Source organism: Corynebacterium freiburgense (genome assembly GCF_030408815.1).
Lineage (GTDB): Bacteria > Actinomycetota > Actinomycetes > Mycobacteriales > Mycobacteriaceae > Corynebacterium > Corynebacterium freiburgense.
In genome coordinates this window covers 377,495-402,996 of the sequence record NZ_CP047355.1, presented here as the reverse complement: position 1 = coordinate 402,996, position 25,502 = coordinate 377,495, and the positions used below count along the sequence as shown (strand labels likewise).

The 25,502-nt window shown below is 49.8% G+C and carries 30 protein-coding genes; all 30 read right to left on the bottom strand.

Features of this window, described 5'->3' with window-relative positions; genetic code table 11:
- Positions 1 to 77: 77 nt before the first annotated feature.
- Positions 78 to 299 carry a translation initiation factor IF-1 gene (infA, locus tag CFREI_RS01860; RefSeq protein WP_027012703.1) on the bottom strand — a complete coding sequence of 74 codons (222 nt, stop codon included), beginning with the start codon at positions 297 to 299 and terminating at the stop codon, positions 78 to 80.
- A 258-nt stretch (positions 300 to 557) separates the two neighbouring features.
- Positions 558 to 1,343: a hypothetical protein gene (locus CFREI_RS01855; protein WP_027012702.1), complete on the bottom strand. Its 786-nt coding sequence runs from the start codon at positions 1,341 to 1,343 to the stop codon at positions 558 to 560.
- A gap of 212 nt (positions 1,344 to 1,555) precedes the next feature.
- Positions 1,556 to 2,257, bottom strand: coding sequence for a L,D-transpeptidase (locus CFREI_RS01850; RefSeq protein ID WP_027012701.1), 702 nt, complete (start codon positions 2,255 to 2,257; stop codon positions 1,556 to 1,558).
- Positions 2,258 to 2,319: 62 nt separating this feature from the next.
- Complete coding sequence (gene map / locus CFREI_RS01845) at positions 2,320 to 3,114, bottom strand: type I methionyl aminopeptidase (protein WP_027012700.1); 795 nt, start codon at positions 3,112 to 3,114, stop codon at positions 2,320 to 2,322.
- A 106-nt stretch (positions 3,115 to 3,220) separates the two neighbouring features.
- Positions 3,221 to 3,766 (bottom strand): adenylate kinase, encoded by a 546-nt coding sequence (locus CFREI_RS01840; protein WP_027012699.1) that lies wholly within the window; start codon positions 3,764 to 3,766, stop codon positions 3,221 to 3,223.
- On the bottom strand, positions 3,763 to 5,085 hold the full coding sequence (gene secY / locus CFREI_RS01835; RefSeq protein WP_027012698.1) for a preprotein translocase subunit SecY: 1,323 nt from the start codon (positions 5,083 to 5,085) through the stop codon (positions 3,763 to 3,765). Before secY ends, CFREI_RS01840 begins: the two co-directional genes overlap by 4 nt.
- Before the next feature lie 885 nt (positions 5,086 to 5,970).
- Positions 5,971 to 6,417: a 50S ribosomal protein L15 gene (gene rplO / locus CFREI_RS01830; protein WP_027012697.1), complete on the bottom strand. Its 447-nt coding sequence runs from the start codon at positions 6,415 to 6,417 to the stop codon at positions 5,971 to 5,973.
- 7 nt (positions 6,418 to 6,424) lie between these two features.
- Complete coding sequence (gene rpmD / locus CFREI_RS01825) at positions 6,425 to 6,610, bottom strand: 50S ribosomal protein L30 (protein WP_027012696.1); 186 nt, start codon at positions 6,608 to 6,610, stop codon at positions 6,425 to 6,427.
- Positions 6,611 to 6,613: 3 nt separating this feature from the next.
- Positions 6,614 to 7,243, bottom strand: coding sequence for a 30S ribosomal protein S5 (gene rpsE / locus CFREI_RS01820; protein WP_027012695.1), 630 nt, complete (start codon positions 7,241 to 7,243; stop codon positions 6,614 to 6,616).
- Positions 7,244 to 7,280: 37 nt separating this feature from the next.
- Positions 7,281 to 7,682, bottom strand: a complete 402-nt coding sequence (gene rplR / locus CFREI_RS01815) for a 50S ribosomal protein L18 (protein WP_027012694.1) — start codon at positions 7,680 to 7,682, stop codon at positions 7,281 to 7,283.
- Positions 7,682 to 8,218, bottom strand: a complete 537-nt coding sequence (rplF, locus tag CFREI_RS01810; RefSeq protein WP_027012693.1) for a 50S ribosomal protein L6 — start codon at positions 8,216 to 8,218, stop codon at positions 7,682 to 7,684. Before rplF ends, rplR begins: the two co-directional genes overlap by 1 nt.
- Positions 8,219 to 8,235: 17 nt before the next feature.
- The gene (gene rpsH / locus CFREI_RS01805) at positions 8,236 to 8,634 is read right to left on the bottom strand and encodes a 30S ribosomal protein S8 (protein WP_027012692.1); all 399 of its coding nucleotides are present in this window, start codon (positions 8,632 to 8,634) and stop codon (positions 8,236 to 8,238) included.
- A gap of 247 nt (positions 8,635 to 8,881) precedes the next feature.
- On the bottom strand, positions 8,882 to 10,423 hold the full coding sequence (ulaA, locus tag CFREI_RS01800; protein WP_027012691.1) for a PTS ascorbate transporter subunit IIC: 1,542 nt from the start codon (positions 10,421 to 10,423) through the stop codon (positions 8,882 to 8,884).
- Between the two features lie 9 nt (positions 10,424 to 10,432).
- The gene (locus tag CFREI_RS01795; RefSeq protein ID WP_027012690.1) at positions 10,433 to 11,221 is read right to left on the bottom strand and encodes a PTS sugar transporter subunit IIAB; all 789 of its coding nucleotides are present in this window, start codon (positions 11,219 to 11,221) and stop codon (positions 10,433 to 10,435) included.
- Positions 11,222 to 11,315: 94 nt separating this feature from the next.
- Positions 11,316 to 12,083, bottom strand: coding sequence for an ATP-binding cassette domain-containing protein (locus tag CFREI_RS01790; protein ID WP_027012689.1), 768 nt, complete (start codon positions 12,081 to 12,083; stop codon positions 11,316 to 11,318).
- Positions 12,080 to 13,105 (bottom strand): ABC transporter permease, encoded by a 1,026-nt coding sequence (locus CFREI_RS01785; protein WP_027012688.1) that lies wholly within the window; start codon positions 13,103 to 13,105, stop codon positions 12,080 to 12,082. The genes CFREI_RS01790 and CFREI_RS01785 overlap by 4 nt, the downstream gene beginning before the upstream one ends.
- Positions 13,102 to 14,118 carry a substrate-binding domain-containing protein gene (locus CFREI_RS01780; RefSeq protein ID WP_051255934.1) on the bottom strand — a complete coding sequence of 339 codons (1,017 nt, stop codon included), beginning with the start codon at positions 14,116 to 14,118 and terminating at the stop codon, positions 13,102 to 13,104. The genes CFREI_RS01785 and CFREI_RS01780 overlap by 4 nt, the downstream gene beginning before the upstream one ends.
- A gap of 151 nt (positions 14,119 to 14,269) precedes the next feature.
- Positions 14,270 to 14,629: a DCC1-like thiol-disulfide oxidoreductase family protein gene (locus tag CFREI_RS01775; RefSeq protein ID WP_051255933.1), complete on the bottom strand. Its 360-nt coding sequence runs from the start codon at positions 14,627 to 14,629 to the stop codon at positions 14,270 to 14,272.
- Positions 14,630 to 14,647: 18 nt separating this feature from the next.
- Positions 14,648 to 15,121 (bottom strand): GyrI-like domain-containing protein, encoded by a 474-nt coding sequence (locus tag CFREI_RS01770; RefSeq protein ID WP_051255932.1) that lies wholly within the window; start codon positions 15,119 to 15,121, stop codon positions 14,648 to 14,650.
- 85 nt (positions 15,122 to 15,206) lie between these two features.
- Positions 15,207 to 15,782 (bottom strand): 50S ribosomal protein L5, encoded by a 576-nt coding sequence (rplE, locus tag CFREI_RS01765; protein WP_027012686.1) that lies wholly within the window; start codon positions 15,780 to 15,782, stop codon positions 15,207 to 15,209.
- Between the two features lies 1 nt (position 15,783).
- Positions 15,784 to 16,098 (bottom strand): 50S ribosomal protein L24, encoded by a 315-nt coding sequence (gene rplX / locus CFREI_RS01760; RefSeq protein ID WP_027012685.1) that lies wholly within the window; start codon positions 16,096 to 16,098, stop codon positions 15,784 to 15,786.
- The gene (gene rplN, locus CFREI_RS01755) at positions 16,099 to 16,467 is read right to left on the bottom strand and encodes a 50S ribosomal protein L14 (protein ID WP_027012684.1); all 369 of its coding nucleotides are present in this window, start codon (positions 16,465 to 16,467) and stop codon (positions 16,099 to 16,101) included. It abuts the gene before it with no gap.
- Positions 16,468 to 17,006: 539 nt separating this feature from the next.
- The gene (locus CFREI_RS01750) at positions 17,007 to 17,846 is read right to left on the bottom strand and encodes an RCC1 domain-containing protein (protein ID WP_027012683.1); all 840 of its coding nucleotides are present in this window, start codon (positions 17,844 to 17,846) and stop codon (positions 17,007 to 17,009) included.
- A gap of 116 nt (positions 17,847 to 17,962) precedes the next feature.
- Positions 17,963 to 18,190 (bottom strand): hypothetical protein, encoded by a 228-nt coding sequence (locus CFREI_RS01745; RefSeq protein ID WP_156907751.1) that lies wholly within the window; start codon positions 18,188 to 18,190, stop codon positions 17,963 to 17,965.
- Positions 18,191 to 18,303: 113 nt separating this feature from the next.
- Positions 18,304 to 19,320, bottom strand: coding sequence for a DUF3039 domain-containing protein (locus tag CFREI_RS01740; protein WP_051255931.1), 1,017 nt, complete (start codon positions 19,318 to 19,320; stop codon positions 18,304 to 18,306).
- 10 nt (positions 19,321 to 19,330) lie between these two features.
- Complete coding sequence (locus tag CFREI_RS01735; RefSeq protein ID WP_027012681.1) at positions 19,331 to 19,729, bottom strand: helix-turn-helix domain-containing protein; 399 nt, start codon at positions 19,727 to 19,729, stop codon at positions 19,331 to 19,333.
- A 463-nt stretch (positions 19,730 to 20,192) separates the two neighbouring features.
- The gene (locus CFREI_RS01730; RefSeq protein WP_027012680.1) at positions 20,193 to 22,103 is read right to left on the bottom strand and encodes a vWA domain-containing protein; all 1,911 of its coding nucleotides are present in this window, start codon (positions 22,101 to 22,103) and stop codon (positions 20,193 to 20,195) included.
- 167 nt (positions 22,104 to 22,270) lie between these two features.
- The gene (locus tag CFREI_RS01725) at positions 22,271 to 23,254 is read right to left on the bottom strand and encodes an AAA family ATPase (protein WP_027012679.1); all 984 of its coding nucleotides are present in this window, start codon (positions 23,252 to 23,254) and stop codon (positions 22,271 to 22,273) included.
- Positions 23,242 to 23,937: a nicotinamide riboside transporter PnuC gene (gene pnuC, locus CFREI_RS01720; RefSeq protein WP_035112028.1), complete on the bottom strand. Its 696-nt coding sequence runs from the start codon at positions 23,935 to 23,937 to the stop codon at positions 23,242 to 23,244. The genes CFREI_RS01725 and pnuC overlap by 13 nt, the downstream gene beginning before the upstream one ends.
- A 115-nt stretch (positions 23,938 to 24,052) precedes the next feature.
- Positions 24,053 to 25,072, bottom strand: coding sequence for an NlpC/P60 family protein (locus tag CFREI_RS01715; protein ID WP_156907750.1), 1,020 nt, complete (start codon positions 25,070 to 25,072; stop codon positions 24,053 to 24,055).
- Between the last annotated feature and the right edge of the window lie 430 nt (positions 25,073 to 25,502).

Below are 25,502 nucleotides of genomic sequence, written 5' to 3'. Positions count from 1 at the left end.
CCACCGTTGCCGAAGGTAAAGAAAGCAGATGGACGCTTCTAATAGCTGGTCTGCCTGGAATAAGGAGGCTTAATGATTTACTTGTAGCGATAAACGATGCGACCACGAGTCAAGTCGTACGGAGACAGCTCCACAACGACGCGATCCTCGGGGAGGATACGGATGTAGTGCTGGCGCATCTTGCCACTAATGTGTGCAAGAACCTTGTGCCCGTTATCAAGTTCGACACGGAACATTGCGTTTGGCAAGGGCTCAATAATTCGTCCCTCAACCTCGATTGCGCCTTCCTTTTTAGCCATATCCTCTGCTTTTCCCCGGCACAAACTGCCGGATGGGTGTCATTATGCTACATAGTGCAAACACATGGTTCACACCACTTAGATACCCTACACCCCACCTGCACGTTTCCCAAATAATTGGAGCGTGAGCTGCCACACTTTTCTAATGTGCTTACAAGAAAGGTTTGGCAAGCGCCAGCGGAAGCTCCAATTAGTGGACTCGTAGAAGCTCCAATTAGTGGACCCGCGGAAGCTCGCCGATCCTGCCGGCGGAAACCCTTACACCTGGACTGCACCGAGAGGTTCAAAATTTAGTCCATAGTGGCGCATAAGAGATTCCACTGCCTCACGGCTTTGAAAACCCCGCAAGGTCAGCGTTGGAAATTTTAAGGCACCGCGTTCCCCATTAATACCACGGGAGCGATCAATGATTTGGATTGAAGAAAGGTGCGTGCGGCGCGCATCCCATTGACCAGGAAACGGGGTGTCATCCTCGGTACAAGGTTCCTCAAGAACAATGACCAGATCACCGGTATCCCGGTAAAGACGGTCTATGGTTTCCACACATTCTTCTGAATCGTAAGCGATACTTTCTGGCTCACTGGAATAAAAGAATGAAATTTCCGCTTGGGGGCCGTTACCCAATGGTGGAAGACCCTTTGATTCCATAAGAGTATTGATAGCGTCATAACGCCCGGTGCAATTGATATTGAAGAATTCTGGCTTACTGCTTTCAGTTTTCGTACAGGTTTCGAATGCTGCAAAAAGCTCAGATGGATCAAACGGTTGAAAGTAGTCCTTTACATGGTCACGCAGATGAGCACCCGGTGGCAGTAATGGCGGCGTAGGCCCTACCTTCGGCGGATGAATGCCAACCGCTAATTCCGCAGCAGATATCGGATTTATGCTCGTAGATACTGGGGTTGCAGCCGCTTCGCTGGTGGCTGCTTGCGTTTGAGTGGACAGTACCCCACTACCGATAACCGAATTCAGCATAAGCAGGACGCTCAGGATCATAACAAGGGGCACCGCGACTATAGCGAGCCGCCAAGGCCGAAATGTCATACATTCAAGATACTTAAAGATTATGCAAAGTGTTTAATTGGCTGATTATCAGGTATTTCCTAGTGGTATCAAACACGCGTCTACATAGCAGATTATCGACGCCCAGCAACCTCAGATTCCCCCCTACGCAACGATATGCAAATACCTTAGAAAAATAACAACGCCCCACAATGCACAAATTTACACGATGGGGCGCGCTATGTTAGCAAGAATTAGTACACGTATACCATGTCTCCAACTTGCAGATCATTAAAGTATGTAACTGCATCATTGTGGTTGAGATGGATACAACCGTGCGACATCAGATTTACATCACCCTGATGGAATGCAATGCCATTGTGAGTAAAGTACACCGAAAACGGCATGGGTGCATTATTAAATTCACGGCTAATTTCGTTTTGCACCTTGCGGGTCACATGATGCGTACCCCGCGGTGTTTCCCAGCCCTGCGCGCCAGAAGAAATCGGCACTGCACCATACACAACCTGACCGTCACGTTGTAGCCAAGAACGCTGACCCGCGAGATCAATACATGCACGAGCAGCCGGAGGACATGATCCTGTATCAAAGCCAGGATTGGCTGGTGCGGCTACTGGGGCCGGTGCCGTGCGTTCCTGAATTAATCCCGGAAACGCTCCATTGACCGCATTATCGACGGCCCCACGCGCGGCGTTTGCAATCTCTGGCGGCAAACCAGCCACCCCGTGATGCACTGCATTCCGAGTATCCCACGCAGCTTGTCGAGCACCCTGGTTAACTGCATCGCTCGAACCAGCAATTGGAGCCGACAGCGGATTTGCCGCAGCCACGGCCGGATTCGAAAACAGTCCAACCATCGCAACCCCAGACGAGGCACAGGCAGCAGTCCGGATCTTGGCCGCAGAAGGCTTTGCATGACGTGGTTTATAGAACATAGTTAGACAGCTTATATCAAAACCTGCCAAACTTTAAGTATTATGTGGGAAATTCACAGGAACTACTTACGGGGTGTAAGAATTCGGGGGCCCTGACTCGTGGCCGCTACAGTGTGCTCCCAATGCGATGACCATGAACCGTCCAGGGTCACTACAGTCCAATCATCTTCCAATACCGCAGAATCAACAGCCCCAAGCGTAAGCATCGGTTCGATTGCCAGCACACTTCCCTCTTGAATAAGCGGTCCTCGACCTGGGCGTCCTTCATTTGCTAAAAAAGGATCCTCATGCATTCGCCGACCAATTCCGTGTCCACCATAACCATCGACGATTCCTAGTTTCACCCCAAACTTTTGCTCAGCCAAACGAGTTGCAGACTCCAGTGCATATGAGACATCCGTGAGTCTATTTCCCGGGATCATTGCTTTCATACCCTCGTTGAGCACCCATTCGGTTGCCTGATTTAATGCCTGCACGTCAGGGGCTAACTCTCCAATGCCAAAGGTCCAGGCAGAATCCCCAACCCAACCTTCAAAAATGGTGCCGCAGTCTATGGAAATAAGATCACCGGGTTCCAGCACAACATCCCTACTTGGAATACCATGCACAATCACCTCATTAACCGAAGCACAGATTGATCCCGGAAAGCCTTCATATCCCAAAAACGCAGGTACCGCGCCCGCATCTCTAATAAGCTGTTCAGCAACGGCATCCAGTTCCAATGTGGAAACTCCCGGCTTTGCCGCCGCTCGAACCGCCTGCAGAGCCTTGCCAACAATCTCACCTGCTGCCTGCATTGCATCAAGCTCACCAGCCGATTTAGCAGCTATTTTCTTCCTTTTTGACCGCAGTCCCATAGATTCAATGTTATCTGCACGCAAAAACGTCCCGAACATCTGGTAGGTCATACCAGGCCCGGGACGCAAGAGATAAAAACCTAAAAGCTATTCACTATCAGAGTGTTTACACGCCAAGCGCTGCAAGCGTCCGAGCGTGAATATCCTCGACAGTACCTTCCGCCTTAATAGTAATGATTTGATCTCCATAATGACCGATAAGAGGCGCGGTTTCATCGCGGTACACACCAAGACGCGTACGAATGGTTTCCTCATTATCATCTGCCCGACCTCGGGCTAACATACGCTCAACAACAACATCTTCAGAAACTCGAAACTCTACAACACCATCGAGTTTGTGACCGCGTTTTGCCAGAATCGCTTCCAATAATTCCGCTTGCTCCACTGTGCGCGGGAATCCATCGAGCAGGAAACCTTTCGCGGCGTCGGCATCCTCTAAACGAGACTCAACCATACGCGCAGTTACATCCGTAGGCACTAGCTTCCCAGCATCAATGTACTCCTTTGCTTCAATGCCGAGTGGAGTACCCTCTCCAATGTTTGCACGGAATAAATCCCCAGTGGAAATATGTGGGACACCAAGCTTTTCCGAAAGGATAGCGGCTTGGGTGCCTTTACCAGCACCGGGCGGTCCAAGAAGCACGAGTCTCATTTAAGGAACCCTTCATAGTTACTTTGTAGGAGCTGACTCTCAATCTGCTTAACCGTGGTTAATGCAACTGATACGAGAATCAGAATTGCAGTACCGCCGAACGGTGTCGAACCGGCATTTGTAGTACCAACACCAAGATCCAACATGATGTTTGGAAGTACCGCGATAATTCCAAGGTACAGGGCCCCAACAAATAACAGGCGATTCATTACATAACCCAAATACTGAGCGGTTGGGCGACCCGGCCGAATACCGGGAATAAAACCACCATACTTCTTCATGTTTTCTGCCTGTTCAGCAGGGTCATACTGGACCGAGACATAGAAATAGGAGAAGAAAATAATCAATACAAAATACAATAAAATGTACTGCCACGAAGAGGGGGTCTGGAGGTACTGAATCACATTTCGCTGCCACCAGTTGTCAGAAACCTGCGCCTGCCCAGACTGCACAATTTGTGTAATCAGGACCGGCACATAAATCAATGACGAAGCAAAGATTACCGGGATCACACCCGCCTGATTCACCTTCAGCGGCAAATACGTCGACGTTCCACCATACTGACGACGCCCCACCATACGTTTAGCGTATTGCACGGGAATGCGGCGCTGGCCCTGCTCGATAAATACAACGCCGACAACCAAAATAATGACTGCTACAAGCACCATTGCGAAAATACCGCCACCCGAGCTTGCTAAAATACCAGCACCGTCCGAAGGCAACCGAGTAGCAATACCAGCAAAAATCAGCAAAGACATACCGTTACCAATGCCACGTTCGGTCATAAGCTCACCGATCCACATTACGAGGATCGCCCCCGCTGTCATTGTGAGCACAAGTACCACAAGATCAAAAATCCCGCGATCAGCCTTGAGAACCTCTACACCAGTGCCCAATAACTGCCCACGGTCAGCAAGCGCCACAATGCCCGCCGACTGCAACAATGCCAAAGCAACCGTCAGATAACGCGTATATTGCATCATCTTCGACTGCCCCGCCTGGCCTTCCTTTTTCAGCTCTTCAAAGTGCGGAATCACAACAGTAAGCAGCTGCACAATAATTGAAGCCGTAATATACGGCATAATCCCGATAGCAAAAATAGAAAGCTGCAAAAGCGCGCCACCAGAGAACAAGTTAATCAGCGAATACACACTCGACTGATCTTGTGTAAGTTCTCGGAGACGACCACTAATAGACGCGTAATCCACGCCCGGGGACGGGATCTGCGCACCAATGCGATAGAGCACGATCATCGCGATCGTAAACAAGATCTTCTTGCGCAGATCAGCGTCCTTAAATGCCGATACTAAGGCGGACACATATCCTCCTGGCCACCCACTCAGTAACCACAAAAGTAAAGAGCAGGTAGATTCTGTGAATAGTTAGGTTTCATGCGCACCCATCCAGGCGCACTTGTATATAGACTGCCCAATCCTAGCAGCAACAAGAATGACATGCCTACCTTGGACCCCCTCAGCGGTTCCTTATGTAGGGCAACCTCACTTTTTAGCTTGTGCCCTAGCCATATGGATTTCCCTACCTTGCTACCCATAACAGTTTCTCATCGCTAGCCCAGAGGCCAAAATACACCCAAGAAATCTTAGGATAAGTGGACTGCAAAAACTACAATGCCCGCCTAAGCAAAAGAGAGAGCATAACAGTTATTTATTAATATCAATATCGTAGATTCCGGCGGAAGGGGCCAGCTTTGTGGGGTTTAGTTAGTCTTTTTGAGGCGCTGGTTGGGCGTGTTGTCACAGATTCCATTTTTTCGGCCGATTTTATGGAATCTGCGACACGATAGGTAGGGAACCTGTCACAGATTCCATTTTTTTCACTGTTTTTATGGAATCTGCGACAAACCCCAGGTCAACGATTGTGTGCAATGTTGGTTGCTGTCACAAATTCCATTTTTTCAGGCGATTTTATGGAATCTGCGACACTCAGTATGAAAACATCACCAGTTTGATAGGGTTGGCCTATCAAATTGCGGGTAAAGCGGCTCGAAGGCTCGGGAAACCAGCCAACCTGCCCAGGAAACCAGCTCAAACCCCGGGAAACCCTGGATTTTCAGCCCACCAGCCCAAAATATCAGGCAGATTTCGCATCCCCACAACCCAACCAAAGTGAGAAGCCGATAAATAAATGTCCGCCACCCTACATCGCAGGATGACGGACATTTACTTCAAAAAGCAGGAAGTGGCTTAGGCTTCGGTAATGCTGCCGCCTGCTGCTTCGATCTTCTCTTTGGCTGAGCCAGAGAATTTGGTGGCTGTGACATTCAGTTTTACGCTGAGTTCACCGTTGCCGAGGATCTTTACCGGCTGGCGCTTGCGAGCAAGGCCGGCTGCTACGATATCGGCAATGGTGACGTCGCCACCGTTCGGGAAGGCTTTCTCCAGGTCAGCAACATTGACTACCTGGAATACAACCTTGTTGGGGTTTTTAAAGCCCTTGAGCTTTGGTAGCCGCATATGTAGTGGCATTTGGCCACCTTCGAATGCTGCGGATACTTGCTTGCGGGCTTTGGTGCCTTTGGTACCGCGGCCTGCGGTTTTACCTTTGGAAGCTTCACCGCGGCCTACGCGAGTCTTAGCTTTTTTAGCACCTGGCGCTGGGCGCAGGTCGTGAAGCTTGATGGGTTCGCTCATGTTTTACCTACTCCCCCGCTACTTCTTCGACGACGACCATGTGACGTACCACATTGATCATGCCACGTACCTGAGGGGTATCTGGGCGGATCACTGATTGGCGAATGCGTCGCAGGCCGAGGCTGCGCAGCGAGTCCTTCTGGTTCTGCTTTGCACCAACGGTGCCCTTGAGTTGGGTGATCTTCAGGGCCATGGTTTAAGCCTCCTGACCTGCGCGTGCGCGCAGCATACGTGCCGGTGCAACCTCTTCAAGAGTCTTGCCGCGGCGGGCTGCGACCTCTTCTGGACGAACCAGTTGCTTCAGGCCGTCCACGGTTGCGTGGACAACGTTAATGGCATTGTCGGAGCCGAGAGACTTGCACAGGATATCTTGGACACCAGCACATTCAAGTACTGGGCGAGCTGCACCACCGGCAATAACACCTGTACCTGGGGCTGCAGGGCGCATCATTACGATGCCAGCTGCTGCTTCACCCTGAACTGGGTGGGTAATAGTGCCTGCGACCATTGGGACACGGAAGAAGTTTTTGCGAGCTTCTTCAGCGCCTTTTTGGATTGCTGCTGGTACTTCTTTTGCTTTTCCGTAGCCAACGCCAACCATGCCTTGGCCATCACCGACGATTACGAGTGCGGTGAAGCTAAAGCGACGGCCACCTTTTACAACCTTGGATACACGGTTGATCGTGACCACACGCTCGATGTATTGCGAGCGCTCGTCTTGTTGTTGGTTACGACGCTCGTCGCGGTTGCGGCTGCGACGCTCGTTGCGGTTTTCATTGTTGTTGTCGGCGGAGCGTCCGCCGTCACGCCGTTCACGTCCCGGCATTACGCGTTCCTTCCGTAGTTTTTAATGTTGGCGGCCATTAGAACTTCAGACCACCTTCACGTGCAGCATCGGCAAGTGCAGCGACGCGGCCGTGGTACTTGTACCCTGCACGGTCAAAGACGATGGTTTCAATGCCGGCTGCTTTGGCACGCTCTGCAATGAGCTGTCCAACTTTAGCGGCGCGAGCTTTTTTATCGCCTTCCATTGCACGGACGTCGGCTTCCATGGTGGAAGCTGCTGCCAGGGTGTGGCCAGCGAGGTCGTCGATAACCTGAACGTGCATATGGCGGGAAGTGCGGTGCACAACGAGACGAGGTGCCTCGGCGGTACCACGCAGGTTCTTGCGAATACGGAGGTGACGGCGGGCACGTGCCACACGACGACGGGTGGAAATGTCCTTGCCGATAGGGAGACGCTTGTTCTCTGCAGTGTTGCTCATTACTTACCCGTCTTTCCGACCTTGCGGCGGATCTGCTCACCCTCGTAGCGGATGCCCTTACCCTTATAGGGATCGTCTTTCCGCAGACGACGAATGATAGCGGCGATCTGGCCGACCTTCTGCTTGTCGATACCCGAGATGGAGAACTTGGTGTTGCCGTCAACCGCGAAGGTGACGCCTTCCGGAGCCTCAATCAATACGGGGTGGCTGTAGCCAAGGGAGAACTCAAGGTTCTTTCCTTTAGCCTGTACACGGTAACCAACACCAAAGATTTCCATCTTGATGGTGTAGCCTTCGGTCACGCCAACGACCATGTTATTGATCAGTGAGCGGGACAGACCGTGAAGAGCGCGGCTCTTGCGGTTGTCATCTGGGCGGGTAACGACAATTTCGCTACCTTCTTGTTTTACAGAAATTGGGGCTGGAACCTCGAAGGACAAGGCACCCTTTGGGCCCTTAACGTCAACGAGTTGGCCATTAATTTTTGCTTCAACACCAGCAGGAATAACAACCGGGTTTTTACCGATACGCGACATGTGTAGTCAATCCTCCCTTACCAGACGTAGGCGAGGACTTCTCCGCCCACGCGCTTCTCGTTGGCCTGGCGATCAGTCAGCAAGCCCTGGGAAGTGGAGATAATCGCCACGCCCAGGCCGCCAAGGACCTTCGGCAGGTTGGTGGACTTTGCATACACACGCAGACCTGGCTTGGACACGCGGCGAACACCAGCAATGGAGCGCTCACGGGTCGGGCCGTACTTCAGGGTGATATTGAGGGTTTTGCCAACTTTGGCATCCTCAACACTGTAGTCAGCGATGTAGCCCTCTTGCTTTAAGATTTCGGCAATATTTGCCTTGAGCTTTGAGGAGGGCATGGACACACTATCGTGATACGCATTGTTTGCGTTGCGCACACGTGAAAGCATGTCAGCAATTGGATCAGTGATGGTCATATGGTGACCTTGCTGCCTTTCTCGTTGCGGTTCCTTCCCCACCCGGCGTTATCACCTATCACTGGCCACTCGTCGCCATCAGCACTCAGTAGTACTGACAGCTCGCTGCCTTTTCACAGATGGACGCCGTAGGGCGAGGGGCCTACAACAAAGTAGGGTGTTTAATAAGTACTTGGACCTACTCAGAGGTCCAAGGTGCAACCCTACATCAGAACTGGCGAGCGCACAAGATAATTCTGTGTGCAGGCTAATCCAATTTCAGTGCAGGAGGGGGTTTTGGAGCACCCGCCGGTGGCGCAATCTTAGCGTGAGTCGCTGTTGCCGTAGGGGTTTGCGGAGTGCGGGAGCTTTGCGACGTCGATAAGCGTTGCGGTGGGTCCTGAACAAGTTTGCGTTGCACGACCCAAGCCAGCGCCAAAATAGCAACGCCGACCAGTGCGATGAGTATAAAGCCGCCAATACCTCCCATACGGGCAGCCGAACCCACGAGAATGCCAAACCAACCAAAATCGGCGTCTCCGAATGTGGTGTTTTCGGAACCGAAATCGCCAAGGACCCCAAGCAGGAATGCCGGGAGGAAGGTAATCAGCAAACCATTTACAAATGCCCCGACTATTGCACCACGCCGTCCACCGGTGGCGTTTCCGAACACACCTGCGGCACCACCCGTAAAGAAATGTGGCACCAAACCGGGCAAAATAAGGGCTATTCCATATGCAGGATTTAATACGGACGAAAGCACAGCAAGGCCAATAAGCCCACCAATAAACGAAGAAACAAACCCAATAAGCACCGCATTTTGTGCATATGGGAATACAATCGGGCAATCCAACGCTGGAATCGCACCTGGCACCACCTTTGCGGCAATACCTTGGAATGCTGGCACTAATTCACCCAAAATTGTGCGCACCCCAAAGAGGATCACCGCAACTGCAACACCAAACTGAAGGCCCTGCGTAATGGATTGCATAATGTAGTTGCCTATGCCGGAAGCACCGTCTTCAAAAGCTGTAAACGCTTCTTTCTTCCCGGCACGAAGCAAAAACGCCACCGCTAAAATGACATACATCAAGGCCATTGAAAGGGCCGTTGCCACCATAGAATCCCGCAGGAATCGCAAACCCTCAGGCAATACTAATTCTTCGGTAGAGCGGCTTTTCCGCTTCCCTTTACCCCCAACGAGAGAACCCACTGCACCAGCAGCAATATAACCAGCACTGCCAAAATGACCGATTGCAATCGAATCATCACCAGTGATCTTGCGTGTCCACGGATGCGCCAAAGCAGGCATTGCGACCATAAGTACACCAAGCAACACGCCACCACCTAGTACAACAACCCAATCGTTGTACCCAGCTGAAGCCAAAATAATGGTGAGCATTGTGGCCATAAACAACACATGATGCCCAGTTAAAAATACATATCGCAATGGCGTAAAACGTGCGAGCAGCAAGCTAAACGCAAATCCCAAAATCATAAGCCAAGCGACCTGCGCACCATATTTTTCTTGCGCAATTCCAGCAATCGCCTCATTGGTGGGCACCACACCCTGGGCACCAGTGGCGCCTTGAATCATGACCCCAAGCGGCTCTAAGGATGCGACCACCAACGTGGCTCCTGCACCAATAAGTAAAAAACCAAGAGTTGCCTTGAGCGCACCGCCAATAATCTGACCACGAGGTTTCCGTAAAGCAGCCAAGCCAACTGCCGTAATAATGCCAATAAGAAAAGCGGGAACCGCCAAAATCTCATTAACTAAAAATTCGGAAACAGTGATAATCGCATCCACGATATGCTCCTAGACGTCGTAGAGATCACGCAGTGCCGCGTCAACCTCTAAAGGATCAGTGAAGTTATTAATGCTGTGAATTGGGATTCCAACATCACCTAGTGTTCGGGCAATCTCATTGGACGTAAGAATAAGATCTGCCTCCTGCGCCTTTCCGCGGGCAGAAATCGTATCCGTAGCCTCCACGGTGACATAGGGTGCCCAACCCCACCTACTCAGCACATCCTCCAATGTGTTTTTTAAAAACAACGAAGTTCCGAGCCCATTTCCGCAAACCGTAAGAATCTTGTGACGAGAAGCGATCTCTGGAACTGGGGCGAGCTCCTCTTCTGTAAGCACTCGGGCAGGTGGATCCCCACCAAGAACTTCCAATAAATCTTGACCACTCATGGCGTGATCAAGCTTTGCTCGGATCTCCTTATTGCTCAGTAACCGCGCTAGTTGAGCCATCGCTTTGGTGTGCTCGGTCGTATCTTTTGCCGCCAAAGCAACTACCAATGTCACTGGATCATTTTTTGGGTGCCCAAATTCAACCGGTTCTGCCAGACGCACCCATGACATTGCCGTATTGTGCACTGCCCGTGAAGGCCGTGCATGGGCAAAGGCAAAACCAGGAGCAACAACGATATATGGACCATTGTCTTTTACGACGTCAAGCATGGCATCCGTGTACTCAGGTTCAACTGCACCTGTAGATTCGAGAAGCTGTCCGGCAAGACGAATTGCCGCTTCCCAATGAGAAACTTGAACATCTAAAGCGATCGCGTCAGTGGCCAAAAGCGCAGATAATGAGGTCATATAAAAGAATGCTATTAGAGAAAACCGTTACTATCTAGCGCAATACTTGGTCTGTTGATCACAACTTAATAAACTTTGCGTTTTTAGTATTGATTTACTTGTTGCGTCCAAGTTCGTGTTGCAATGTGTCCAACTCACCGCCGCCCGCCATTTGTAAAGCTAATTCATCCACCGAAATTTCGGATTTCGTAGCATATAAGACCTGTTTACCAAGGTTTAATACGGTAAATCGGTCACCAACTAAATGCGCATGATGCGGATTATGGGTAATCAAAATAACGGCGGTCCCCTGGTCTCTTGCCTTCGCGATAAAGCGCAAAACCATTCCCGATTGCTTTACCCCCAAAGCGGCGGTAGGTTCATCCAAAATAACCACGCGCGCGCCAAAGAAAATCGCTCTCGCAATTGCAACAACCTGACGCTGTCCACCAGAAAGACTTGCAATTGGAACCTCAACATCCGGAATATCGATCCCCATTGAGGACAATTGTTCTTGAGTAATTCGGCGCATTTCCGCCCTACGTAATATTCCGAAGCGACCCACCCGCTCTTGGCCGAGAAAGAAATTGCGCCATACAGACATTTGCCCAACTACTGCTAAATCTTGATATACGGTGGCAATGCCCGCTTCCAATGCGTCCGCTGGAGAAGCCAACTGCGCTGGTTTGGAATCAATATAAATCGTCCCTGATGTTGGCTGATGCAAACCCGCAAGAATCTTAATAAGTGTAGATTTACCTGCGCCATTATCACCTAAAACGCAAACGACTTCGCCGGAATCGACTTCCAAAGACACATCCGTGAGTGCTGCAAACGCGCCATAGGTCTTAGATACATTCTCTAAAGAAACAAGCGCCATTATCGCACCTCGGTATATTTGGAAACAGAAAGATTGGTTAGTACCGCAAATAGCAGCATGCCGCCCAAAAAGAACTTAAACCAGTCGGGATTCCAACCGGCATATACAATGCCTTGATTCGTCATACCGAAAATCAAGGCACCGATTGCCGTACCTATGGCCGTGCCTTTGCCACCCGTGAGGGCGCAACCACCGATAACTGCAGCGATAATAAACAGAAATTCATTGCCTACGCCCTGACCGGCTTGGATCGAATCAAATGCAAACAATGTATGCATACCAACGAACCAAGCAGCAAAACCCACAAACATAAATAAAATAATTTTTACACGCTGCACTGGAACCCCCACCGCATATGCAGCTTGGGCATCACCCCCAACAGCAAAAATCCAGTTTCCAAACCGAGTTCGGTGCAACATAATCGATGCGAGAATTACAAAGAATAGCCACCAAAAAACCGTGATCCGAACCTGAACTCCAAATACATTAACGTTTGACGCAAAAAACATATTCGCCGAATAGAAGCCTTCCATATCAGCGATCGTAGGAGTTGCCACCGCCTGGGTTACCAATTTGGTTATAGCCAGATTCAGGCCCTGAAGCATTAAGAAAGCACTCAATGTAATCAAAAATGATGGAATGCCAGTGCGGGTTACCAGCCAACCATTCAATGCCCCAATTGCCAAAGCCATAAATAAGGAAATTCCTGCCCCGACCCAAGAATTAAGATGCAGATTATAGTTCAGCATTGTTGCGGCGAGCGCCGCCGTAGTGACCGCAACCCCTGAGGATAGGTCGAACTCAGAGCCGATCATAAGGATGCCTACTGCGAGTGCGACAATGCCCATTGTAGAGGATGCATATAGCACTGTTGCAAAAGCTTCCCACGAGCGAAAAGCAGGTGCGACTACCATAAACAGGGCAAAAATAACGATCGCACCAAGCGAACTGGCTAATTCAGGGCGGCGAATAAGGCGATCAAACAATGTTCGCTCCCGAAGCCGGGTATCACCTGTAGCGCTCATCGTAGCCCTGCCTTTGCGGCTTCGGCAATTTGGTCCACATTTTCTTTATCTACAAAGGAAGGGCCGGTATACACCGGTTCACCACCGCCCAAAGTGGAGCCATTTCGGATATCTAGCCATAACGAATCGACCGCTAGATACCCCTGTGCATAGGGCTGTTGATCCACCGCCCATTCGATCGAACCTGAACGGATAGCATCCACGAGTTCGCCATTAGTATCGAATGTTGCGATCTTTGTTTCCTTTCCTACTGCTTCAACTGCTTTCACACTGGTAAGCGCAACTGGGGCTACCAAACCCATGATCCAGTCAATATTGGAATCTTGAGCAAGTTTTGCCTGAACGGTAGCCTGCACACTCGTAAGATCCTGACCATTGACATAGAGGATTTCCACCTCTTTACCTAGGCCTTCCTTAATGCCCGCACAACGAGCCTCTTGGGAAGAATTTCCCTGCTCATGAATGATACAGAGAACTTTCGAGGCTCCTTCCTCGGCAAGGCGCTTACCTGCCATTTCTCCAGCAACAGTCTCATCCTGGCCAAAAAAGCCCTGCAAATTATATGTCTTATATTCCGTCATCCCGGCATTTAATCCAACGACTGGAATTCCTGCATCCACTGCTTTTTTCGCTACCGGACCAATAGCTTGTGCATTCGGTAGCGTCACAGCAATACCATCAACCTGGGCGTCGATAGCCGATTGCACGAGATTCGCTTGGTTTGGCGCCTGTGGATCCGACGAATAGCGCAATTCGATATTACTTTTGCGCGCAGCATCCTCAGCGCCCTTGCGCACCAAATCCCAAAAAGTATCACCAGGAGCACCGTGGCTTACCATCGCCACTACTTTCCGAGGCGTATCGACGCCCCCGCCCCCGGCACCCGAATCAGAACCACCGTTGGTTGCGCGTGGTGCACCACCGGTTGATGAACAACCCGCAAGCACTAATGCGAAAATTGAAACTACCGCTACACAACATACAGTGTGAAAAGAACGGAAAAAGGTATACACGACCTTCGATTCAACGCATACGAAACACCTCTGTCAAACCGAATGACCTGCATATTTAACGATTCAGAGCGATTAAGCAGGGTTTTCACGACCGTAGCACCATTAGCTTGCACCATAGCCATTCTGCACTCTTGTTCCCACAAGGTCACGTTCAAATACCACAAGTTCGAGCACCGACCAATGGGCCCAACCAATGTCGATACCGAGCGACCAAGCGGTAGCCCAGGGGCCAAAGCGGACATGGCAATAACAAGGAACGTCCAATAATCCGCCATACAATCCTATTTCCGTACCGGTGGAGTGCCTCCCCGATGGCGCGGTGTCCGAAAGCGACAGAACTGCCCTGAATAAATACCGCAGCAAAGGAAATAGTTTGCTGAACAATTGGCGGCTTATCAGAATCTGTAGAACGTGCACCGACTATGGATATATCAGCGATTCCATTAAGTTTTTCCGCAGCCCAGGTACAAAAACCACAATCAATATCAAAGTAAAACACGGGCTCAGACACGAAACCAACCGCCTGGCATCAACTCAGTGGTATGCACACACGTGTTAATAATTCGGATTCATCTACTTCATCAGGAGTGTTGCAATACAAGGTAAAACATTTCGCCGCTATTGTGTCATCGGTTCGAGGTGACAGATTATTCGCAGCGAGATATTCGCCAAGCTGTTCATGGGCAGCCGTAATTTGGGAATAGGGCCCACGAATATCCGCAACTAGGCATTCACGTGCCGGGAAATGGTATAGCTCAAGAGGCGAATCAACCTGAGTACCTTCTGCCACAGGCAAGAACACGGAAATCTCAGGGTTACGTGCTACAAATTCCGCATCATGCTCAATCACACCACTAGCAAATGGACCGACCAATGGTATCTCAGAGACCAATGGGAACATTTTTTCCCAAAGGTGGAATTCCTCGGCATACGTAGGTACAACACCAGTAAGGGCAACAATGTTCATAGGTTCCACAGTGGCTTGTGAAATTACAATCGACATGGCTCTCCTTGAAATAACTGTAAAGCCCCAGTATACGAAAACGCCCCGCACTCCACATGCGGGAGGCGGGGCGTCGAAAAGCAGATTAGACCTGCATCTTGCCGTCCGGGCCCTTGAATGGGAAGCCCAATGCACGGAGAAGCGCACGGCCTTCTTCATCATTTGTGGCGGTGGTCACGATGGTGATATCCATACCACGAGGACGATCAACCTTGTCTACATCAATTTCGTAGAACATAGTTTGCTCGTTCAAACCGAAGGTGTAGTTACCGTGGCCGTCGAACTGCTTATCGGAGAGTCCGCGGAAGTCACGGATACGTGGGAGCGCAACGGTAAGCAGGCGGTCAAGGAATTCCCACATACGGTCACCACGCATAGTCACGCGAGCACCAATCGGCATGCCTTCACGCAACTTAAAGTTAGCGATGGACTTCTTAGCACGACGCAACTCAGGCTTCTGACCAGTAATTGCAGCTAGATCCTCAAGCGCACCATTGATGAGCTTAGAGTCCCGAGCAGCAGCGCCAACGCCCATGTTTACAACAACCTTGGTCACACCAGGGATCTGCATAACGTTTTCATACTTAAAATCGTCTTGCAGCTTAGTGCGAATTTCCTCGCGGTAGCGGGTCTTTAAACGCGGAGTGTAGTTCTCGCTCATGTTAGATGTCCTTCCCGTTCCGGCGGGAGATACGAACCTTCTTGCCATTTTCATCAAAACGGTAACCAACGCGGGTTGGGTTGCCGTCCGAATCAAGGATCATGACGTTCGAAACATGAATAGGAGCTTCCTGGGTAACAATCCCACCAGACGAAGCACCACGCTCAGGAGCGGAGTTAGCAACATGCTTCTTAATGCGATTTACACCCTCAACCAGCACCTTAGACTTCTTAGGGTACGCGGCAATAACCTTGCCCTTTGCACCTTTGTCTGGACCAGAGATAACGATAACCATATCGCCCTTATGAATCTTCATTTAGATTACCTCCGGAGCCAGCGAAACGATCTTCATAAACTTCTTTTCACGAAGCTCACGAGCAACTGGGCCGAAAATACGGGTACCACGTGGCTCATTATCGTTCTTAATAATTACAGCGGCATTTTCATCGAAAGCAATATAGGAACCGTCCGGACGACGAGTTTCCTTCTTAGCGCGAACGATAACAGCCTTGACAATCTCGCCAGCCTTTACGTTACCGCCCGGAGTTGCTTCCTTAACAGTGGCAACAATAACGTCACCAATGCCGGCAAAGCGTCGAGTAGAGCCACCAAGAACACGAATGCACAAAATTTCACGTGCACCAGTGTTATCAGCGACCTTCAGACGCGATTCCTGCTGAATCACTATGGGTCTCCTGACCTGGAATAATGCGAGCCAGATTTCCGTCCTGACACGCGCGGTCTTTGTCTTACACTGCCACGCAGTCCCCTACATATTGTGGGCGCCGAACCTCTCTACTTGCCTAAACATATATAGAGTGTCGGAGGGTCTCGGATCACGCTCGGAAACGCACGGTGAACCGACCTACTACAGGCAACTCGGATATCTAACCACACTCAATACCCCCGAGGCAAATGCCTGTACAGTACAAACACAGCAGCCAAACTCAGCGAGTTTTGCACCAACAGTAAGGTTTGCACCCTCTATGCAATCAAGTTTTCTTTTGTGAGTTCTGCCCCACTGCTTCTATCTCTTTTACGTAGGTTCGCCCCCCTTTTGAAAAAGACATCTTTTAACAGTGGCCGCTTGGGAAATTAAACAAGGATGAACACTAGCTAATTTGCGACACCACCTCACCCAATACCGAAAGCTCAGCACCGTTCACATTCCTATTGCAGCTGGAACGGTTTTATGCCAATCCCAATGCTTACCCAACCAGCCAGTTATTTCCTCGACCATTCCTGCACGTCACATTGCCCGTGCGAATTGTTTCCGACGGCAACAAATGACCCATTCGCGTGAACTCCTATCGTATGTTCAGCTCCAGCTGCGATGGCGACAATGTCAACCCAATCACCAACATCACATTGCCCGTGCAAATTATTCCCTGCCGCTACAACGTTCCCATTTGCGGTTAAACCAACAATATGGTCACTACCAGAAGCAATTCTGATAATGTTATGCCATTCCATACAAGCTTTAGATCCGAATATTTGTCCAGCTAATATAACTTGACCATTTGCTTGCAAACCAGCGGTGTGCAAATAACCCGCAGATACTTCGATAATGTCTCGCCAGGCACCGACATCGCATTGCCGGTATCGATTATTTCCGACGGCGCGCACTGACCCGTCGTAACACAGTCCCACCGTGTGCCAATCACCCCCACAAATGGAAACTATATTCGCCCAATCTTTAACTTCACATGCGCCTTCAGCGGCGCGCCCTGCGGCGAGGACGCTTCCATCTACGCATAGTCCCAGAGAGCGTCGCCAAGCAGCAGATATTCGCACAATGTCCCGCCATTCATGCACATCGCATTGTCCATCAGTGTTCCACCCAGTCGACAACACTGTGCCATCTTGTCGCAGTCCAAGAGTATGGGAGCGACCCGTATTCCTAGCCGAATGCACATTCCCGGCAGCCAACGCGACTACACCTTCCCACGCGCCGGTTTCGCACTCCCCTGACGCATTGCTGCCCGCCGCGAGAACACGGCCGTCGTAAGTCACCATTACGGAGTGACGACGCCCCGCCGCCACAATATTTCTACGCTGGTTCACTATGCGCGTTTACCCCTGCCTATCATCCCAAATCTTTTCAAGTTACTCCCTATCATTACTGGTGAGGGCACTTTATCATCTGGGAACAACCCGCGCTCAATGCCTGCGAGCCGGATTCAGACTGGTCCGGTATAAAGACCTGACGTAATTAACTCTTTACGTAGCCTGATGATGCCCCCTTCGGTTTGTTCACCGTAAATCCGATGCGGATTCTTTGGCACACTACTCCGCGGCATCAATGCATCATTCAGATTTGCCGCGTACCTCGCACGGATCGTATAAAACGACGCCGCGAGATGTTTAATTTTCGACAGAACTCCGAGACCGACATGTTCGAATGCCACGGATCGAACTCAATAATCTTACAACGCACAGCTGGGAAATAATCTTGGGCATTCTTCATTCTAAACCGGCGATGATGCCTCAATGTTGTAAAAACCCGCATCGTGTTACCGAATTAAACAGGTAACTGATTGTAGATCCTTTGACATTCGGGACACGGTTCTATTGCGTCAGCATTACGTGTACTAACAACATATACTCCGCATAGTGCCCGCTGGGCGGTTCCATTAATAGATGATTCCACAATATCTGCTTTGTGCAAGTAATGACTATTAGGGTCTTTAACGGTAGGTTGCAGGACCTTCTTTTCGACCGCCGTTTTCAGCGCCTGCAGGCGTTCCTGCCAAACTTTTTCCTCATCTAATGTAAAAAACCGACAATCATTAATGAGGTCCCAACGGTGGAGTGGAGGCAAAATTGAATTCAGCACCTGGATTTTCAAAACCTCGAAGATACCAGAATTCCTCCATTTCAAGTTCGGCTCAAAAAGAACCTCAAGCTCGAATATGCCCGAATCATCTGCCTCAAATTGAATGGTTACTTTACTCAGTATCCTTTCGCTCTCCACCCTTGTCGTCGCCAATTCAGGAGGAAACACGATGTCAAAGGACGCGGTACTGCAGCTCATGGACTCTTCAACACAGTTTTTCGTCGCCTCCTGGACCGTCAATTTCCATTTATGCAAACGCCTAACCACGTTTTCGGCTTTTAAAATCGCATAATCCTCGTCTCGAGGTTTAAGCAAGTCCGCCGTTTTCTCATTTTTGTGAGCTCGCGCAATTTTTTTGTAAATATCGTTGTAATCTTCGTGCTCCCCTTTTGCCAAACCCGCAATAATTAGCCAATTAACCCCTTCTGCGTCTTTCCAAACGCCCCCACGCCATTGTGATTCACGAAGTTTGTATACGGTGTAACGAGTGGCGCCTTTAACAATTCCAGTTTTCATGTCACAAGTAGGATCGTCACCAAAACACTGGCCAGCTTTTCTGATGATTGGATGATCGATATCGCAGATAGATTGGGACGCGGACGGGTTACATCGTAATTGTTCAACTAACGAACTAAAACGCCCATCCACATTGAGATCCTCATCAAGAACCCGCAGAGTAGGACGAGCGCGCAAATTTGTCATAAGCTCAAAGCTACATCAAATCCATAAGCTCCCGCACTGCTTTTTCATGCAGCTCCCTCTCGTTCACAATAGACTCAGCAAATGATTTCCGAGCTTTTTCACGTTGCTCCACAAAAGCTTCAAAGGCATCAAACGGAATGCGTTTATGGTTACCAACCATATAGAACGGCAATTCGGAGTCCCTAAGTAGTTTGTTTATAAAAGTACGACTCACACCGAGTAGACCAGCAGCTTCATTTGGTGTGAGATCTTTTGGGAGTTCACGTATTGTGAGAATCTCTTCGGACTTCGCACTGGAAATTTGAAGCAATAGCTCTTTGACCTCGGGGTTCGAACTCTGCTCAGCGATTTCACGCAGTTCGTTTTTGCTTGAATCATTCAACCGACTACGACTCAACGTAGCACTCATAGTTTCTCCTGAACATCACGGATAAGCAACTGATTTATCTGCTTTAAGTGATTTATCTGCCTTGGGATGTAGTTAGTTTATTTGAAGTGGAATGATTCTGCAACACATTCACCCCAGAGTGCCACCACCGATTACTCCACTAATCACTCGTGCTTATTGGATCATGTTCCGTGCTGCAGCTTCCGCCACGCATAGCTGCTTCTTCTCAGCCATAGCCAGTCCCAAATGTTTCTTCGAGCCACCAGGACCACGCAAACTAAGTTAAAAACCGTCCGGATCAGTCCCAACGAGCTAATCTGAGAACCCAGCACTTCAAACGCTATCGTCTCCACGCTCAGCAGGGTATGCACCGCATATATCGCGCAGACCTTCCATAGTTAGCGTTTGTCATACACTAACTCTAAGTCTGCGCCCTCAAGGTCAGACACGCAGCGTATCGACGCCGCGAGTCCCACCTTTTGCGCTACCGTTTACGCAGCATTGCCACAATGGCGAAGATGACGACAAGTATTGCAAGAATGGTCATGCCAGCAAGAGCATACACAAGGGTACGATTCGTTCCTGCCGATTCAGCTTGAGGTGCTTCGGATGTTTTCGAAGAAGTAGCCTCGGTCTTGCTGGTGCTAGCAGCTTGGTTAAACTTCGGGCCTTGGACTTTTTTACCCGAAGGCTTCATGGTGAGGCGATATTTGATTGGCGCAATTTCGGTATTGGCGTTTGTTGGACCATCGTCGCGGTGAGTACTTATAAAACTGACCTGTACAAAATGCTTCCCAGCCAGCCACGCGGCGTCTTCTTTGGCATTCGCATAGGAAATTGGATATTTGGTACCCACCGTGTGTTTCTTGCCGAGTTCCTCAATCAGTAGGTTCGAATCTTCCCATACGGTTTCTTCTAATTGGCCCAGCTGATTTTGAATATGCATTTCAAGGCGGCGCGCAGCTTTTTCAAAGTTACCAGCCTCATTTGCGCGTGGATCCTCAATTACCTCAATAGTCGCATCTAAAGCTTGACCCCACTCCACTGGTGTGGCGAAGTACTGGGTTTCGCCCTCGATAATCTCAGCTTCAACCGTTCCGGTGACCTCAGGAGCATCCGGATCTGGCTGGCTTAATGCCTGGTAGGCGGTAACCTGGCCAGAATCTTCACCTTTGCCTAGATCAGCAGCTTCGCGGGGCTCGGGCACCTTTTTATTAAAGTCATCTCCAAGATCCGTAGGCTCCGGAACGAGTGCCAAAGTTAGATCCACATCCTCCGGAGTCTCCCACATGTGATCAAAATATAGGTAGTAGAAATCACTGTCACAAAAATCGTCCTTGCCCTGCACTCCACTAATCAAGGAACCGGACATAGGCCTACCACCTTCACTGTCCCCAGCCGGGAGACGGGAAGCCTCACAGGACAGATCCTCAGGGGATTGTAGGTTCGGTGTGTATTGGAAACGACCTTCAGCAACACGTTGCGTACCAATCGGCGGAACCCCCGTTAACCCGACCGCAAGCCGATGACCTTCAGGGATTTGCACCTTAGCATAGGTTTTCTGGTCGTTAGTTGTTGGGATTTTCGCCGTCACCCGCTTCGGATTCTTCAAAGTCCCGGCCTCCAACATGGGGGCATCTTCCTTTTTTGCACTGAACTTCACTTGCTCACTAGGAAGCTGATAGCCCACAGCTTTCCGCTTTGTAGCCTGCTTTAATGTAGCCGCCAGAGATTCCGCACTAGATGCGTCTGCATAGGTACCACCAGTAGCCTGAGCCACGCACTCCAGCTCGGCGCGCGCGGCGTCGTCAACCATAAAACCGATTGTGTGCACAACTAAATCCGTACCCTGATCTTTGAGCTGTTGAGCCACCTCGCACACCGGAGGGGGCGCACACGTATCTATGCCATCAGACACCAATACAATCGAGCGGGCGCCCTCTTGAGGCAATAACTCATTAGCCTTGAGCAGGGAATTCCCAATTGGCGTATATCCACGAGGCTGCAGACCATCCACATCACCAGTTAAATCCTTAGGCTGACGCTCCCCTGGTTTTGCCAAGACACTAATATCCCGACAACCAGCTTCTTTTTCTTCCTCCGAGCTCCCTGTGCCCGTGCCGTACGTCACCAAACCAAGTTGAGCATCAGCTGGTGTCTGATTAAGAAAGTCCTTGGTGGCTTGCTTCGCAGCATCCATACGCGTCTGACCACCAATATCAGCCTCTGTCATTGAACCAGAAGCATCTAGAACCACTACCGTTGGCGCCAATGAATCTGGAGCAGCGGAGGCGACTGGCGCAGCGGAAGCCATTGGAACAACAGAAGCGATTGGAGTGGCGAAAATCGAAAGCGCAATCGTGCCAATAATCGAAGCAGCAGACCTACCGAACATGGAAATCCTCATTCTGTGGTGGACAAAATAGCCACCTCACACGATAAAGCCGCACTGCAGATTATTTCAAGAAATTAATAAATTTTTTATGCAATATACTATAAATGGCTCCTTTATTTTCTGCCTATTATCCGCCTGGATGTTTATGTGAATGCTCGGGAATTGGATTAACAAGCTGGATTAACAAGCGTTCGGCGTTGCTTAATTATTTCTTCCGCTTTGCGTTTTGCCACCGTTAAACGTTCCTGTACAGAACCCCGAACTACTACATATGGCACACCACATGTACTGATGTACTCAACAAACCATTGGTGCATTGTATGGCGTATATGTTCGCCATCACGGATACCATCTTGTACAAACGGTATTTCATCGCCGGTAATAATATAGAGATCCGCTATATCGTCTGCAGCGATCTCTTTCATGCGGTTTGTTGTTTCTCCCATATAACGGCGCTGCCATAATTGCGTGGCTACAGCATTGGTATCACAGACAATAACACCGTTGGAGCGTGCGGCGATGGCTTGTTCATAGTGTTGCTGGAGTCTTCCAATTCGGTGAAAATCCTCATGGCTCCACTCACCGCCATCGGTCATGATCGATTCCGTATAAAAGCGCCCAATTTCCGGAACCCAAGGCACACGTAAAGCTCCGGCAAGCGCACGGGCCAAGGTGGTGGTGCCTGTAGATTCCGCACCAACCACAACTACACGCGACGCCAGCCCTGCCCGCGCACGCTCCCCCAACCACTGCCAATGCGCAAATACGTCCGAACGTACCTTTGTGCCGCTTATCGGTACGCTAGCACGTTCGAAGTCAACCATGGTGTGTTGCGCCCCCATGTATTTTGCCCAGTGCGGACCATAGGTTTCACTGCTAAACACAATATCGGGCGCATACCCCAAGAACTGCATAGTGTGTGCTGCCCAAGCGACGCTATCATCATCTTTTCCAATATCCGAAATAATGTGTACGTGAGCAGCTGGGTGCTCAGCTTGTATCCAGCGTCGGCGGCGCTCAGCGGGAATTTGATAGCTTTTATTATCGACGACCAACACATCAACGTGATCACACCGCTGAAGCGCCGCGCGGATAAGGAAATCATGGCCTTTATGGGGTGGATAAAATTTACCCGCAACTACGCCGCGCATACCTGCTCCTTGGCAATTTGATTCGGAAAATTATTTGTATTGGCACGCCAAGACCACCAGCCATAGCATGCATTAACGAGGAACAACACATATAGCAGCGCAACAAACGGCACACCCTTGTACCAGTACAAACCAATGGCAATAATGTCCACCAGAATCCACAGGTACCAGCATTCTAGTTTCCTACGCATCATTAGGAATTGCGCGGCAAAAGCCATGGTTGTGGTAGCCGCATCTAGATAGGGCAGATCCGCTGGCTCCGGGAAAAATGCGGTTGCCCAGATATGCAAATTTGCCGTTACCCAGCCTAAAACAATAGACACGGCTACAATGCCAAAAACCCACAATAGATTTACCGTGTACGTATTCGTGGTGATCTGAACTTTATTTTGTTTACCCTTGGATCGCCCGACCCGCGCCCAAAGATACCAACCCACAACACCCGTGACCAGGTAATACACCTGCTCAAGGAAATCTGCATACAGATTGATTTGATAGAACAATATTCCAAACAGGACGACCCCAATTAAACCAATCGGCCAATTCCAAATATTTCTTCGCGCCGCCAAGATTACACAAACAAAATTAAAAACCGTGCCAACGAGCTCGAGCCAGCTAATCTGGTATCCCAGCACCTCAAATGCGATATTTTCTACACTTAATAACGCGTAGATAGCTTCCATCGCGCCCCACCTTCTCTTATTAGTGTTTATTTTACACTAACTGTAGGACTGGGAAGCCTTGCAAAGCAAATCCCACCCCAATATCTTGCCGGGGTGGGTACAAATTGAGCTGATTTTAGTTTGAAAGCTGACCCTCTTGTTGGGGTTCTACTTTGGTTTCCTTCCCTGCATTGCCGTTACCATTGTCATTCCGGGATTCTTTGGTATCGGATTTTGCGGGCGCACTCTTTCCCGCACTACCAGCCCTTTGCCAATCAGGGCGCGCAACAAATGCAGTGCCCTCACGCAAGAATTCATCCATTTCTTGTTCAACCACACCACCATCAGTGTCTGGTGCATACGAATGAATTACCTTATTATCGCCAATATACATTGCCACATGGTAGATATTTCCAAAGTATTCACCCGTATTCGCATCGCTGCCTTCAGGCTTTTGCTTTGCCAAAAACAACAGATCGCCCCGTTCATACTTTTGCTCACCATTATTGAGCCATAGATCGCCATGCGTGTAGAACCAGCGTGCAAGTTTATTGGACTGCCACATATCATCTTGTACATCGGTAATGTTGGCCGCTTCCCCAAGGTCAACTGATGTACCGACGCTTGTATTTGCATCCGCTACATAAGTTGTGTGCTCATAATCCCAACCTTTGAGCACCATTCCAACAAGTGACGAGCAGTAAATCGGGTAAGGCTTATTGGACTTTTCATGGACAACCCCGCTGGTGTGTAGTGGAGTTAATCCATGAGAATCCCAACGAAGATCACGACCAGCAGCAACAAAAGTCCTGGCGCGAGCAATTGCATCATCTACCGCAGCATTATCTACCGGCTTATCCGGCCCGGTGGGTAAATTCTCAGGCACTGCCCATTTCCCATCAGCGAGTGGAACAGCCACATTCCCCAAAACACCTTCCGGCTGTTTCGATTCTATTGAAAATGCCATACCAGCTTGATCATCTGCCTGGATATGCCCCTTTGTTTCGACACTGCCAGAGACACCGCTCATCTTTTTCAAATCAACAATAGTGTCAACCTCTTGGGCACTGGAGTTTCCCCCAACGGTAGCGCCATCTTTGGTAACTACGTCCGGGGTTGCAAATGCGGGCGATGCGCCCATAACAGAAGTGGACAAAAGAAAAACTGTATATAGACCAACGACACGAGAAAAAATCTTCACAGTACGTGTTCCTTAACAATAGGTTTCCAACAAATTTCAACCGTTTTCCCATGGCTTATGTAAGCCTTCCCCCACGAAATCTGATTTTTATTATCAGACTCGCCCCCAGACGGTATCAGAAGTGACACCACCCCGCTAGGCGCATAGCTTAAAATCTCCTTCACCAAGTGCACCGAGCTCTCGGGTTTTCTTCACCACATCTCATCGCACAATACGAATGTTTCCACTGCGCACAGCGCATCAAACTCAAGCCTGCCGGCTAATGAAAACCAGGTAACACCGAAAAAAGTCATAGCAGCCACAAGACCACACCAAAATGTGGGTGATTCACAAGTTTTTAGCCCCACTAACGGCGATACCACATTTCCTACAAGCACAGGAAAAC

What these genes read in the sequence shown, in the direction of transcription:
- CFREI_RS01740 (WP_051255931.1), bottom strand. Translation starts at nt 19,320, where the DNA reads ATGACAAATTTGCGCGCTCGTCCTACTCTGCGGGTTCTTGATGAGGAT.
- rpmD (WP_027012696.1), bottom strand. Translation starts at nt 6,610, where the DNA reads ATGGCCCTGAAGATCACCCAACTCAAGGGCACCGTTGGTGCAAAGCAG.
- CFREI_RS01770 (WP_051255932.1), bottom strand. Translation starts at nt 15,121, where the DNA reads ATGTCGATTGTAATTTCACAAGCCACTGTGGAACCTATGAACATTGTT.
- infA (WP_027012703.1), bottom strand. Translation starts at nt 299, where the DNA reads ATGGCTAAAAAGGAAGGCGCAATCGAGGTTGAGGGACGAATTATTGAG.
- rplO (WP_027012697.1), bottom strand. Translation starts at nt 6,417, where the DNA reads ATGAGCGAACCCATCAAGCTTCACGACCTGCGCCCAGCGCCAGGTGCT.
- pnuC (WP_035112028.1), bottom strand. Translation starts at nt 23,937, where the DNA reads ATGGAAGCTATCTACGCGTTATTAAGTGTAGAAAATATCGCATTTGAG.
- rplF (WP_027012693.1), bottom strand. Translation starts at nt 8,218, where the DNA reads ATGTCGCGTATCGGTAAAAACCCGGTTGTTATTCCTGCTGGTGTTGAA.
- rplX (WP_027012685.1), bottom strand. Translation starts at nt 16,098, where the DNA reads ATGAAGATTCATAAGGGCGATATGGTTATCGTTATCTCTGGTCCAGAC.
- rpsH (WP_027012692.1), bottom strand. Translation starts at nt 8,634, where the DNA reads ATGACCATCACTGATCCAATTGCTGACATGCTTTCACGTGTGCGCAAC.
- CFREI_RS01735 (WP_027012681.1), bottom strand. Translation starts at nt 19,729, where the DNA reads ATGAGTGCTACGTTGAGTCGTAGTCGGTTGAATGATTCAAGCAAAAAC.
- CFREI_RS01785 (WP_027012688.1), bottom strand. Translation starts at nt 13,105, where the DNA reads ATGAGCGCTACAGGTGATACCCGGCTTCGGGAGCGAACATTGTTTGAT.
- rpsE (WP_027012695.1), bottom strand. Translation starts at nt 7,243, where the DNA reads ATGCCGGGACGTGAACGGCGTGACGGCGGACGCTCCGCCGACAACAAC.
- rplR (WP_027012694.1), bottom strand. Translation starts at nt 7,682, where the DNA reads ATGAGCAACACTGCAGAGAACAAGCGTCTCCCTATCGGCAAGGACATT.
- CFREI_RS01725 (WP_027012679.1), bottom strand. Translation starts at nt 23,254, where the DNA reads ATGCGCGGCGTAGTTGCGGGTAAATTTTATCCACCCCATAAAGGCCAT.
- CFREI_RS01795 (WP_027012690.1), bottom strand. Translation starts at nt 11,221, where the DNA reads ATGACCTCATTATCTGCGCTTTTGGCCACTGACGCGATCGCTTTAGAT.
- CFREI_RS01840 (WP_027012699.1), bottom strand. Translation starts at nt 3,766, where the DNA reads ATGAGACTCGTGCTTCTTGGACCGCCCGGTGCTGGTAAAGGCACCCAA.
- rplE (WP_027012686.1), bottom strand. Translation starts at nt 15,782, where the DNA reads ATGAGCGAGAACTACACTCCGCGTTTAAAGACCCGCTACCGCGAGGAA.
- CFREI_RS01730 (WP_027012680.1), bottom strand. Translation starts at nt 22,103, where the DNA reads ATGTTCGGTAGGTCTGCTGCTTCGATTATTGGCACGATTGCGCTTTCG.
- map (WP_027012700.1), bottom strand. Translation starts at nt 3,114, where the DNA reads ATGGGACTGCGGTCAAAAAGGAAGAAAATAGCTGCTAAATCGGCTGGT.
- CFREI_RS01850 (WP_027012701.1), bottom strand. Translation starts at nt 2,257, where the DNA reads ATGTTCTATAAACCACGTCATGCAAAGCCTTCTGCGGCCAAGATCCGG.
- CFREI_RS01855 (WP_027012702.1), bottom strand. Translation starts at nt 1,343, where the DNA reads ATGACATTTCGGCCTTGGCGGCTCGCTATAGTCGCGGTGCCCCTTGTT.